At 52.6% G+C, this 14,160-nt stretch carries 6 protein-coding genes; 1 reads left to right on the top strand and 5 read right to left on the bottom strand.

Annotated elements, in window-relative coordinates:
* Positions 1-94: 94 nt before the first annotated feature.
* From HPY73_05410 to gyrB, 5 genes are all read right to left on the bottom strand, one after another.
* Positions 95-5,917: a hypothetical protein gene (locus HPY73_05410; GenBank protein ID QLH74933.1), complete on the bottom strand. Its 5,823-nt coding sequence runs from the start codon at positions 5,915-5,917 to the stop codon at positions 95-97.
* Between the two features lie 165 nt (positions 5,918-6,082).
* Positions 6,083-7,168, bottom strand: a complete 1,086-nt coding sequence (locus tag HPY73_05405; protein ID QLH74932.1) for a hypothetical protein — start codon at positions 7,166-7,168, stop codon at positions 6,083-6,085.
* 33 nt (positions 7,169-7,201) lie between these two features.
* Positions 7,202-7,909 carry a signal transduction protein gene (locus HPY73_05400; protein ID QLH74931.1) on the bottom strand — a complete coding sequence of 236 codons (708 nt, stop codon included), beginning with the start codon at positions 7,907-7,909 and terminating at the stop codon, positions 7,202-7,204.
* A gap of 90 nt (positions 7,910-7,999) precedes the next feature.
* Positions 8,000-10,510, bottom strand: a complete 2,511-nt coding sequence (gene gyrA, locus HPY73_05395; GenBank protein QLH75685.1) for a DNA gyrase subunit A — start codon at positions 10,508-10,510, stop codon at positions 8,000-8,002.
* A 106-nt stretch (positions 10,511-10,616) separates the two neighbouring features.
* A complete protein-coding gene (gene gyrB / locus HPY73_05390; protein QLH74930.1) occupies positions 10,617-12,512 on the bottom strand; it encodes a DNA topoisomerase (ATP-hydrolyzing) subunit B in 1,896 nt (631 codons plus the stop codon).
* A 299-nt stretch (positions 12,513-12,811) separates the two neighbouring features.
* Between gyrB and thiC the strand changes: the two genes are divergently transcribed.
* Positions 12,812-14,083, top strand: a complete 1,272-nt coding sequence (thiC, locus tag HPY73_05385) for a phosphomethylpyrimidine synthase ThiC (GenBank protein QLH74929.1) — start codon at positions 12,812-12,814, stop codon at positions 14,081-14,083.
* Positions 14,084-14,160 lie beyond the last annotated feature (77 nt).

The raw sequence follows: 14,160 nt of genomic DNA, 5'->3' as shown, positions 1-14,160 counted from the left end.
TCAATAATGTCACCAGGATGAACCATTGTCATCTTCATCTCTAATGATCTTATCATACAGGATCAAAAAGGGAGAAAAGAAAAAGGGTTTATGCCTACTGACCCTCAGGAGGCTTCTTTTCCTTATCGCGTTTGACGATCTTCCGGAAGGTCCTCGGTTTCTCCTCTGGTGGCTGCTCCTTTTGGACGGTCGCGAACACCGTGCCGCACTTGTGACATATGGTGCTTCCGCGGGGGTTCGGGGTACCACAGTTGGGGCAGGGGAAGACGCCTGACTTCCGGTCCTCCTCGGTCTTCTTCACCCATTGGTCGTAGGTTAGGAATCCTGGTTCGGTCTTCAACCACTCTTGGAATTTCTCCTCGGAGTATTTTGAACCAAGGGCTGCCATCGCCTGCTGGCGGTAACCGTTCACATACTGGTCATACTGTTCCTTCATTGCCTTGGTGTATGCGTCCCCTTTCTCTGGCTCGACCGCTATCGTTAGGAACTTGGCGTGGCATTCCGGGCACTCTGTTGCATTGGCCGGTATCCATGCACCACACTCCGAGCATTTTGCCGTTCCGGTCTCGAAGACCGTTCCGCACTTCGGGCAACGTTTAGAGCTCTCCGGGATCAATGCACCGCATTCGCCGCACTCAACCATCTTTCCTAGGCTGTAACGGTACAGGTACCAAGAGAAGAACGCTACGACCAATACTATCACAACTATGATCAACAGTATTAGCCAGAGTGGGATCGGTAGACCTTCTTCTGTCGATATGTTGATCTTCACCGAACCAGAAACGTCCTGTACGCCATCATTTATCGTTACGGTGACGTAGGCCTCCTTTCCAGAATAGTCAGGAGATACGTTGATCGTAGTTATGAACCAACCGGTCTCGTCGGTCGTCCTTGTTTGAGCGGTGCCGATCTGGAATCCTTTACTGTCTCTCAGGCTGACCTTTACCGGCTGACCAACGATGGGTATGCCATCCTTGCTCTTGATCGTCCCGCTCACTGTGATCTTATCACCAGGCTCGAAGGTTGTCTTTCCACCTGTCTGCAGGACGATCTCGATCACAGGGTCCTCTAAGACGACCACGTCGAATTCTGTGATGTAATGATTATTCGTCTGAGAGGCCTCTTTAAAGGTCTGGTTCGGATTGGCCCATATGTTCAGATCATACGTGCCAAGGGCAATACCGCTGACGAGCCAACTTACATTATACTGTCGTGTCTCGCTCGGGTCTAATGTGATCACAAATGTTGCTAAGACCACGTTGGTTGTCCCAGAGGTCATGTTGACCAATATGACCGCGTCTTCAGCAGTGGACATGCCGACATTTGTTACATTGAACCATACCTTTATCCTCTCACCTAGGCTCGCTCCCGATGCTATCGTAGCTCCCTTGGTCACGACGACATCGTCTTCAATTATAAGGTCAGGACGATCATCTATGATCTGGATGATCTGAGATTGAGGGACGTCAGTGACCTTAGTATATTCCATCTTATCCACGGTAACAAATATCTGCCTGTTCTGGTAGGCACCTCCACCAGAGATGGATGTTGCCTCCCAGAACGTAGATGCCGTGTACTCCGAGCCCGCGGCGATGTTCGATACAGGCACCGTGCTTATCAAGGTTCCAGTTACCGGTTGATTGAGCCAGAAGCTTACAGTAAAGTCTGTTGCAGACGATTCTCCGTCATTTACAAGTTTCGCATTTATCTTCACCTGCTGACCCACGATGGCCTGGGAGATGGGCATAGTTCCTGAACCAATGTTGAAGGATATTTGGGAAACATATATGTGTGGAATGTCCAAGACCTTCACATTGATGCTTGCCTGATTATTGCCCCTGGTACTCTCATTCAAGACCTGTCCTTCGTCTAGTGTTACGAGGATTGTCTCATTGCCAGGCTTTTTTGGCATCCATGGGACGTTGACCGTATAGGACTGCCCACTCGGTATGCTCGTCACTATGCGGCTAACTAAATACGTTCTTGTTCCAGTTGTATTAAGATAGAACGTAATGTTAACTCCATTAGCTGCCTGGCTGCCTAAATTCTTTATTGTGGCCGATAAAGTCGCTGTTGTGTTCGTCACAGGATTTGTGGGAGATACCACAATATCGCTGGCCACTATCGATACATCGGATAACAGGACGGGTATTATCAGCTTTTCAACGCTGTTGGCGATCGATAATGGCTCTGTGTAATACAATAGACTGACCTCTTGATCAGCCAAGGAATCGATCCTGTTACCATCAACCCAATATGTTCCATTAATTTTGTAGTTGCCATAATCTTGAACGGATGGCCCCGCGACAATTACATCACAGATCGCCTTGAACTTGACCTCCGCATTGGAGTCGCTCACTCCAGAGGCATAGTAGATCGGTATTGCGGTGTTCCAGCTCTTTAACTCGACATATACTCCGGACAATTTTACTGTGCCACTTCCATCGTATGTGGTGACCGTTATCCAACGGTAATGGTTGATGATAGCATTCTCGCTCGGGTCCAGCTTCGGAATCGCAACGCTCGTCAGATCTGCTATGGCTTGACCTCCAAAGTATGTCCACTTCCTCAGGAACAGTGAGTCATATGCGACAAATACCGCCTGGGAGGTGCTTGGCGCGATGAAATCATAACCGATTCCAGAGTTCGCTATGTATATAGACGAGGTGTCATCGGCGATGATGGTCACCTTACTATTCGATTGCGGGTTTGCGTTCGTTATAGTAAGGTTCGCATTGTTTGCAAGATAGACGGTCAGCGCTTGATCTGATGATATCAGACCTCCTCCATTGAGAACCAGCCTACCATTATCCTGAACGACGATCCAGTATTGGTTAGCATTGCTCTGCTTCATGAACAATGTTGCGTTCAAGACCAATGTTCCATTCTCTCGGATAATGACATTTTGCTGTTGATTCCTATATTCGTTGATGTACATCGTTCCGACAGTGTCGTTCACTTCCAATTGGCCGCTCTGCGACACGAAGATTGCAAGGTTGGCGTATGCCTGGTTATTCGCATATGAGTATTCCAAAACGCCGCTGACCACCACATATATCGTGAACTTACCAACGACACTGGGGTTCCAGACCAAGGTGGCATTGACCTGCCCACCTGCACTGACCGTCACACGATCCGTCCCGATCAATATTCCACCTGAAGTCGGTTGACCGAGATAGAAGCTGACCGTGGCGTTCACTGCATCTGCCCTTCCATATGTGTTATAGATGGTGGCTGTTATCGTCAATGGGATGCCGGTCATCGCAGGGGTCATGCTGAAGTTGATATCGCTATTTGAGACCGAGAGATCTGGCAATAGAGGCAGAACATTCACATAATGAGAGATGGCGTTATTGCTCTCATCCTCTTCGAGAATGGTGTTCTTGGGGTCCACAATGAATTTGATCTCGTGAAGGCCATCTGTGTTGTTAACCCATGGCACCGTTATGACCGCCCACTCTCCTGGCAATAGAGAATTTACAGTCACATTTGCCACGATGATGGTCTTGGCTTTATAGATGTCTAAGACTTGTACCGTTATAAATTGCGCAGCTGTAATTCCTTTATTCCAGACTGTCACATTGACGGTCGAACCGGTCATATTTTTATACATGGGTTCAGGACTGTGACCTGGGTTGATCGGCAATAAGTCTGGCTTGTCGACATAAAGACCTTCCATTTTAACATCCAGGTCGAGACCTACAATGCTCATCTCTGGGAACTGTTCGAATGAGACTGCTACAGACTCATCGAACAATACAGATGTTGCATTTACATATGTGACCGTGGCATCATACCTCATCGGAGACCTTACACCATATAGGTCCATGGACCTAGGTAATGACCAGCTGTTCACGATCTCGGTGAGTACTGGTACAGACGCATGGCCAAATGGATCTGTTATATTGAAGTCTGAGGCTGTTCTCCCCAAATAATTCAATACCTCTATTGGAGGGGTGGAGCTCGTACCAGAGGGGCTGATATAGACCAATGGATTACCCCTCTGGTCAACCAAACTGATCTTGGCCCCATCGACAGGTAATGCTTGTTCGTCGGTTACATTGAAATTGGCCCACCTATATATGTAAACATTGGGATCGAGTTCAATTTCTAACCAAAGCTGATCGATGCCGATTGTTTCTCCACCCACATTTTCAAATGATATGTTGAGACTTTGAATGTCCTCTATTGTTGTAACTCCATTTGTAAACAAATCATAGGAAACCTGAGTTTCTCCAGTTTGGTATGAGAACAATATAGCATTCTTTTTTACAGAGCTCTCTCCTATTCCCCATGTCAAATAATTTGAAGTTGTATATCCCACATTTGCAATATATCTGACATATAGCCTCGCACTTAACAACCCTCCAGAAAGACCGTTTGTTGTAAATTTATTAATGTTGAATGTTTGTCCATTTTGTATAGAATAATAATTATCATCATTCATGAACAAAGAAGTTATAGATTGGCCAGTGTTGTCAAGTATACTCTTTTCTTCGGGTAGGATAATTACATTTTTGCTATCGCAGATTATCGGCGATATTCCATCTGGCGATGGAGTTCCTTTTGTGTCGGTGACATTCACGCCATAAAGGTACGCCGTGGCCTGGTCCGCTATAACCAGTTTGTTCCACGTATAATTGTATTCATCGGTGTAGTTATAATTGTTTATATCCAACACCGAGTTGACCGCCAGGAAATTTGTGTTGCCTGCCAGAGTTATGTTCCTGTAAGACTGATACTCCAAGCCAACATCTACCCATATCCTATTTATCTTGACCACATTTGATCCGCCATTCGTATATGATATCAATAGGTTGGCCAGGTCCTGTGATGACATTGATGGGAGTGAGGCTGACTTCACGATCTCCATATCATCAGATGGGTCAGGCCCCCAGGTCGGGGTCACGGTTATGCCAGTGGCCACGGGGCTTCCGAAGGGGATGGTATAACTGAAAGCATCTGGGGTTGCGTCGGCAAATGGATATGGTGCCGAGTATTGTATATTGAGGGTGATGAACCCAACATCGGCGGAGGAGAACGATAGGCCTGCGATGTCAAATCCTTGTGAGGTGAGCTGTTCTCCAGCCTCTACAGAGTAGAATAGTCCATCCTCCATTGTCAGATTAACAGCGTTCTCGCCGACGGCCGTTCCGGTGACAGATGGTAGGACGTTCCTCTCAAACGAGTAGGTGACGGTCTTCCTGCTAGAATCGTCTGTTGCAAATGGGTAGCTGAAGCTTAAGAGATCAGGGGTGTTGGTCCAAATCGAGTTCTTAAATGTGCCCAAAAGCTTTGTGTTATAAAGCTGGACGTCGCTCGATATGAAGAGCATCACAGGGGCATCATCAAAGTAATCGGGTACGAAATAACTCAAGTCGCATTCTTCTGCTATAGTCTGGGCGTCGATACCTTTGACGACGGAGTCCCACATGATCAGATGGGCGTTGTCCACGACGAAGTGCCCTGGGAATGCCAACGTAGAATTCTGAACGAGCATGTAGCCATCATTCCTGACGATGATGCCGAGACCTGGGGCGGGCATGTTTTGAGTTACGAGCTGGTTCGTCACCGTGACATTCTTCAAGATTAGCTGACCGCCATCCTGCACTTTGATCCAATACATCAAATCGGCCGGGTCGAACGGGTGAGCGGGGTCGTAGTTCTGTGTCACATTGATCCTGCAGTTCTCGAAGTAGGCGGTCCCCCCAGACCCTACGGTCAGATTGTGACCAAGGACATATATGCCGCCCATGATCACAAGAGGGTTGTCTGCGCCTATCGTTACATCGGCGTTAGAAACGCCGGCTCCCTCCGCGACGATCGGTGCCGCGACCAGCAAAAGACCTAACAACGAGGTCGACACCATGCACCATACGATCATCGCACTAGCGAACTTTGTTAGTTTATCCCCCATTTTCATAAGCCCACCCGATGACTTCGTTTAATCGGATAAAATAAACTTCACGGATTATAAATACATATGGCCTGAAATAATATTAAAATACATAGATTATAAAAATTGGCCATCACGGGCTACCGCGAATAATATAAAAATATTTTTGAAAAAAAAGGTCGGGCCTCATTTCCTTTTTATTATCTTTCTTATCGAGACCGGCCTCTTTGCCTCCTCTTCATGGGCGGGGGCGACCTTCTGCTCATCGCGTCCTCCATCTCCAACAGGGGTCTTGGTCTCTTCTTTCGGCGCCGGTTGGACAGGGGGCTCCTGGACCTGGACCGGTCGATTGAGTTCCTCATATGCCTGTTTGACGTTCGCTCCACATGCCCAACAGTTCTCTGCCGTTGCCTCGATCATCGTTCTGCACTTGGGGCAGCTTATCTCATGTGGTATGGATGCTGGCTCGGCATGCACTTCTGGCTCTATCGGTGCCGGTACGCTCTTCATCTCCGGGACCTCGTCCACTTTAGCCTCCAGGGCCGCGGCGTTGCCCTCCTCAGGCACCGGTCCGATGCTTGGGATGACGTCCTCGGCCTGGGCTGGGATGTTCCTTATCCTCGATTCGAGGAAGAGCGCCCTTTCGTTCAGGTCCTTCTCCCTCTCGTTCAACGTGCGCTCGAGCTCCACCAATCTCTTCTGCTGTTCGATCATCAGGCGCCTGCTGGCCGCTACCGATGCGCTCTGCTCTTCTAGGACCTTTGCCCTGGCAAGGATCTCCTCCCTTCTGCCAGAAGCCTCCTCGAGCAACTTCTTGAGCGTTGCCTCCTCAGCAAGCATCCTTTCTTCCGCGGCCAACAAATGCGCCAGGGCCTCCTTCGCCCTGACCTCGCCCTCGGAACAGACCTCTGACATCCTGAGCAGTTCGGCCTCCCGTTCCGTCATCTCTGCCAGCCTTCTTTGCATCACTGCCCTTTCAGCGGTAAGATGCTTCTCGATGGCGGCCAGTTCGGCCTCGAGGGTCCTAAGCTTGGCCTCTTTCTTCGCCACATCTGCCTCGCGTGCCCCTATGGACGTCTCTCTCGCGGACACGGATGCCGCTCTTTTATCCAGGTCCGCCCTGAGCTCGGCCATCTCCCTCTCATCCTCTCGGACCTTGGCCTCGCGCTTGTCAAGCTCCTCTCTTCTCTTCTTCAGGTCTATCTCCTGGACCTTGATCTTGTTCTTGAACTCCTCGATGACGTCCCAGATTGGCACCTGCTCGTCCACCATGCTTTCACCTTTTTCAGATAGCTATTGATGGTCTCAGGCCAATGTCGGGCCCAGGACCGTGATCCCCTTTTCTCCGACCTCCATCGTATGGCTCTCCATGCTGTGATCGCACGCCCTCATCTTCTCGACGCGGACGAAGCGCACAAGCTTTCCTCGTGACCTATCAAGGCCCAGCTCTATTATTCCATCGACGAGAAAACCCTCGTTCCCCATCATCTCCGAGGGCGCGCCCGGCGTCCTCTCCATCACTATGAAAGATATCAGGTTATAATCCCTCAAGGTCTTGAAGAAATGATACATCCTTTTGCGCATGCCCTTGGTGTCCTCCATCAGAGAATAAAGAGCGCCGAGAGAGTCCATTGTGAAGACCGTGAACCTGTCCCCGTGCTTCTTCTTGTAATAGTGTATCATCTGGATTATGAACTCGACATAATTTGTGGGGTCATCGATATCGACGATCTCGTCAAGGTCCCTCAGGTCCGAGAAATCGGATATCTCCATATTGTTCGTCATGTCCAGCTTGAGCGACCGCATGTTGCGCATATGGCTTTCTGCTGATTCCTCCAAGGTCACATACAGACCGAACTCGTCATTCTTCTCGAGATAGTTGAGCATGAGCGAGTAGCAGAAGCTCGTCTTCATGGACCCCGGAGGCCCGGTGATAAGGACGACCTTCGGCGCCTCGATGTCCGTGCGGAATATCTTGTCCAAACCGGGGATCGAGTTCCTGAACACTTTCAAGCACCGCCAGTCATGTTCTGCGTTCTATGGTCTGGTCCTATGATAAAACTTTCGCGGTCGGTTTCATAAGATGATGCCGGTGCCCGCATCTCAATCATCCTCCCCCGTATCGGATCTTCCCCCAGGCTCCTCTGGGATATCAGGGAGCAGGCGGTCTCCCTTCGATTCGGTCTCAACGACCTTCTGTTCCTCCTTTCGGCCCGCCAGACGGGCAACGGCGATGACCTTGTCGCCCTCCTCCTTCAACCTCATGATACGGACACCCATTGCCACACGGCCCGTCTTCCGGATCTCAGAGGCGATGATCCTCTGTACATTGCCTGACTTGGAGGCGACGACCAGCTGGTCCTCATCCTCGACCTCCATGACGCTGACGACCTTTCCGTTCCTTTCATCGGTCTTGATTGTGATGACCCCTTTTCCGCCCCTGTTGGTCTTACGATAGACGTCGTGCTCGTCCGTAGGTTCCCATTTTCCCACCGGGGTTATCTTCCCATAACCGTTCTCCGTGACCGTGAGGAGCATCGACCTTGGGGTGACCACCGCCATGGAGACGACCTCGTCGCCATCATCCATCCTTATGCCGATGACGCCATGCGCCGGTCGGCCCATCGGACGCACCTGCGTCTCCTCGAACCTTGCGGCCTGGCCTTCTTTCGTCGCGAGGATTATCTCCTTCGTCCCGTCGGTGATCTTCACGTCCACAAGCTCATCGCCCTGCTCAAGGCTTATCGCTATTATGCCCGACGAGCGTATGTTCGAGTAGGCTTCCAATGGCGTCTTCTTTATGATGCCGTTCTTCGTCGCGAAGACCAGGTACCGCTCTACAGCAGATATTTTCTCCACGGGCATGGTCACCATGACCTTCTCGCCGTCCTCGAGCTTGGGCAGGAGATTGATGATCGCCTTGCCTTTCGATTGGCGCGATCCGACCGGGAGCTTGTAGGCCTTGAGGCTGTACACGCGTCCCTTGTTCGTGAAGAACAAAAGGAAATTGTGGGTGAGCGTGACGAACATGTCAGTGACGAAATCCTCTTCCTTGGTCTCCATTCCCATGAGGCCTATGCCGCCACGCCTCTGCTGCTTGTAGGTGTCGAGCGGGACGCGCTTGATATAACCATCCTGGGTCACCATGACGACCATGTCCTCGTTCGGGATGAGGTCCTCGTCCTCCAGGTCCCTGGCGTCTGCCACTATCTCGGTCCTCCGCTCGTCCCCGAACTCCTCCTTCAGCTTTTGCAGCTCTGTCTTGATGATGCCGTAGACCCTGCTCTCGTTCGCCAATATGTCCAACAGGTCGGCGATGGTCCTCTCGAGGTCGGCGAACTCGTTCCTCAGCTCTTCGATCTCCAGGCCCGTCAGCTTCTGCAGGCGCATGTCCAGTATGGCCTTCGCCTGTTCTTCATCGATCCCGAACCTCGTCATGAGGCCGTTCCTTGCCTCCTCGGGGGTCCCGGAACCCCTGATGATCGCAAGGGTCTCGTCTATCGCGTCCACGGCCATGATCAGCGCTATGAGTATATGTTCGCGCTTCCTTGCCTGTGCCAGCTCATACCTGGTCCTTTTCACCACGACGTCGTGCCGATGAGCGATGTAATTCTGGAGCAGCTCCTTGAGGGTCAGGACCTTGGGCTCATTGTTCACCAGCGCTAGGTTTATCACACCAAATCCCGACTCGAGCTGGGTCTGCTTGAACAGGTGGTTCAGCACTATGTCCGGCTGAATGTCCTTCCTCAGCTCGATGACGATGCGCATCCCCTGCCTGTCGCTCTCGTCGCGCAGGTCCGTGATGCCCTCGACCTTCTTGTCCTTCACCAGGTCAGCTATCGACTCTATCAGCTTGGACTTGTTCACCTGATAAGGTATCTCTCTGACGATGATCCTTGTCCTGCCCTCGTGCTCCTCGATCTCCGTCCTTGCACGGACCCGGAGCTTGCCCCTTCCTGTCTGGTAGGCCTCAAGGATGCCACCTACACCATACAAAATTCCCCCCGTGGGGAAGTCAGGTCCCTTTATGAACTGCATGAGGTCGATCACCTCGGCATCGGGGTGATCTATGAGATGCACTATGGCATCCACGGTCTCCTTGAGGTTGTGGGGAGGCATGTTGGTGGCCATCCCGACCGCTATTCCCGACGCTCCGTTGAGTATCAGATTCGGTAGCTTCGCGGGAAGGACCTCTGGTTCCTTGAGGCTCCCATCGAAGTTGTCCACGAAGTTGACCGTCTCCTTGTCGATGTCAAGCAGCATCTCCTCGGCTATCTTGCTGAGACGACATTCAGTGTATCGCATCGCGGCCGCGGAATCGCCGTCGACCGACCCGAAGTTCCCCTGACCATCTATCAACATGTACCTGAGGGAGAATGGTTGGGCCATACGGACCAATGAATCGTAGACCGCGGTGTCGCCATGAGGGTGATAACGGCCGAGGGTGTCACCGACCACCCTTGCGCTCTTCTTATGCGGCTTGTTAGAGGCGATGCCCATGTCGTACATCGCGTACAGGATGCGCCTGTGGACCGGTTTCAGCCCATCCCTCACGTCCGGCAATGCCCGGCCCACTATGACGCTCATCGCATAATCGATGTAGCACTTCTTCATCTCAGCCTCTATAGGGCGCTTGATCAGGTTCTTCGGGACCTCCTCCTGGACCGTTGGTCGGATATCTTGCCCATTGTTCTCGTTCTCGTCGGCCACTCATCTCACCTCAGACGTCCAGGTTCTCCACTTCCCTTGCATGGGCCATTATGAACTCCTTCCTTGGCTCCACGGCGTCGCCCATCAGGACCGTGAACAGCTCGTCCGCTTTGATGGCGTCCTCGATGGTCACGAGCTTCATCACCCTCGTCTCGGGGTTCATCGTCGTCTCCCAGAGCTGATGGGGGTTCATCTCCCCCAGACCCTTATACCTCTGGATGGTCGCTCCCCGGCCGATCTCCTCCTGGGCCTCCTGGAGCTCTTTGTCGTCATAGACATATACCTCCTTCTGCCCCTTCGCCACCTTGTAAAGGGGAGGCTGTGCCGCGTACACGTGCCCTCCTTCGATCAGGGGCCTCATGTACCTGAAAAAGAGCGTCAGGAGAAGTGTCCTGATGTGCGCGCCGTCGACATCCGCATCCGTCATGATTATTACCCTGTGATATCGCAGCTTGGTTATGTCGAAGTCCTGTCCCACCCCGGTCCCCAACGCCGTTATGAGGTTCCTGATCTCCTGATTCTTCAATATCTTGTCCATCCTCGACTTCTCGACATTTAAGATCTTTCCCCTGAGGGGCAATATGGCCTGGAACTCCCGGTTCCTTCCTTGCTTCGCCGAGCCTCCTGCGCTGTCCCCCTCAACGATGTATATCTCGCTCTTCGCCGGGTCCCTCTCGGAACAGTCCGCCAGCTTTCCAGGCAATGAGGCGCTCTCGAGGAACCCCTTCCTCCTGGTCAGGTCCCTCGCCTTTTTCGCCGCCTCGCGGGCCTGTGCCGCCAGCAGGGCCCTCTTTATACAGGCCTCGGCCACCTTGGGGTTCTCCTCGAGGAAGGTCGCCAGCTTTTCCGACACGATCGAGTCGACTATCCCCTTCACCTCGGAATTGCCAAGCTTCGTCTTTGTCTGGCCCTCGAACTGGGGTTCAGGTATCTTTATGCTCAGGATGGCGGTCAGGCCTTCCCTCACGTCTTCGCCTGTGAGGCCCTCCTCCCCTTCCTTGATGAACTTGTTCTCCAGAGCATAATTGTTCATCGTCCTTGTCAGGGCAGACCTGAACCCTGCTATGTGCGTTCCGCCTTCGACCGTGTTTATGTTGTTCACGAACGAGTAGACGCTCTCCGAGTACGCATCGGTGTACTGCATGGAGGCCTCGACGATCACGTTCTCCCTCTCCCCGAACAGGTAGATCGGCCTCTCGAACATCACGACCTTGTTCCTATTGATGCTCTGGACGAACTCTATGATGCCTCCCTCATAATGGAACTTCTCTTCTCTTCCGTTGCGCTCGTCCTTGAAATAGATCGCCACGGTCCTGTTGAGGAACGCAAGGTCCCGGAGCCTTGCTATCAAGGTGTCATCGTCAAAGTCCCTTTTCGGGAATATCTCAGGATCTGGCATGAAGGTGATGCTCGTGCCGGAGCCCATTGCATCGCCTGTCTCGTGGACGGGGACCGTGACGACCCCACGCTCGCACCGCATCATCCATTCCTTTCCCTCCCTCCTGACCCTGACCTCAAGCCACTCTGACAGTGAGTTGACGACGGACATCCCTACCCCGTGCAGGCCTCCCGAGACCTTGTAGCTCTTTTTATCGAACTTCCCGCCTGCATGCAGGGTGGTCAGGACCATCTCCACTGCGGGCTTGTTGTATTTCGGGATTATGCCGACAGGGATGCCCCTGCCATCGTCCGTGACGGTCGCGCTCCCGTCCGCATTTATCGTGACATCGATCCTGGTGCAATAACCTCCCATGACCTCGTCGATGCTGTTGTCGACGATCTCGTAGACCAGGTGATGCAGACCGCGCTCGTCGGTGCTGCCGATATACATTCCTGGCCTTTTCCTGACGGCCTGCAGCCCTTCTAACACCTGGATACTTTCGGCCGTATAACTGGAATCTTCCATATTCTCAACTCTTTCATGACACTTACTTCGATTGTCCCGAGCACTTTCCTAGACCGGCCCTTCTCGAGGGATCCCTCTATTCCCATCCCTTTTAACGCTACACTTCCATATGGCTTCAAACTATTAATAGCCTTTCACTACACTGGGTATATAAAAAGGACGGGGCAATTTGAGGTCGATTTTTAGGCCTTGAGGGAAGCATGTTAACGGCCTTTGCTCACAGGGACGGGCTGGCAATTTCGTCCAAAGCCGAAGTGTTTCGAAAAAGGATATAACGGTTCATCGATTAGGTGAGGACGATGACGCTCATGCGAAGGGCCAAGGGCTCTGTCACGGAAGAGATCAGAACGGTCGCTCAGATGGAGGGCGTTGACCCTGAGGTCCTCAGGAGGCGGGTGGCCGGTGGTCGCGTCGTCATCCCGAACAATCCCCTCCACGACATCGAGCTCCGTGGCATAGGGGAAGGACTGAGGGTCAAGGTGAATGTGAACATCGGTACCTCAAAAGACCTGGTTGATGTCGAACAGGAGATAAGGAAGGCCCATCTCGCGGCAGAGCATGGTGCGGACGCGATAATGGACCTGAGCACGGGCGGGGACATCGATGCGATACGCAGACGCATGATCAAGGAGGTCAAGCTCCCCCTTGGAAGCGTGCCGGTCTATCAAGCTGGGCTCAAGGCCGCCAGGGAGAGCGCCGTGGTCGACATGACCGAGGACGATATCTTCAACGGGATAGAAAGGCACGCCAAGGACGGCGTGGACTTCATGACCGTTCATTGCGGCATCACCAAGGAGAGCGTCGAACGGCTCCGGTCCTCTGACAGGATCACCGATGTCGTTTCAAGAGGGGGTTCTTTCCTGGTCGCCTGGATCATACACAACGAGAAAGAGAACCCGCTCTATGCCAACTATGATTACCTTCTGGAGATGGCAGAGAGGTATGATATCACGCTCAGCCTAGGTGATGGTCTGAGGCCAGGGTGCATCCATGATGCCTCTGACAGGGCCCAGATACAGGAACTTATAACCCTCGGGGAGTGTGTGAAGCGGGCGAGGAGGAAGAATGTGCAGACGATGGTCGAGGGGCCAGGACACGTGCCTATGGACCAGATCGAGGCGAACATGAGGATCGAGAAGACCATATGCGATGGCGCGCCGTTCTATGTGCTCGGGCCCTTGGTGACCGACATAGCTCCAGGTTATGACCACATAGTCGGGGCGATCGGTGGCGCGATGGCGGCGCTGTATGGGGCCGACTTCCTTTGTTATGTGACCCCCGCTGAGCACCTGTGCCTGCCAGATGAAAAGGACATGTTGGAGGGTCTGATGGCCTCGCGCATCGCGGCACATGCCGCCGACGTCGCGCTGGGGAGGGGTAGGGACCGCGACGACCGGATGGCCCGGGCAAGGAAGGATCTCGATTGGGAGGGCATGTTCCGGGAGGCATTGGACCCTGAGAAGGCGCGCAGATATCGGGCCAGAGGGCATCAGGGCGACGCTCAGGGCTGCTCGATGTGCGGCGATGTATGCGCGATCAAGATCGTGAAAGAGCATCTAAAGAAGAGATGATGGTCCTGAGAGGCCTATGGATGTCCTCGGCCCTGTGATCTCATCACTGACGATCGTGGTGCCCTCGCACCTTTCAC

The organism is Methanomassiliicoccales archaeon (assembly GCA_013415865.1).
Lineage (GTDB): Archaea > Thermoplasmatota > Thermoplasmata > Methanomassiliicoccales > UBA472 > MVRC01.
Note: the sequence above shows the minus strand (reverse complement) of the source record. Positions and strands in the feature narration are given on the sequence as shown.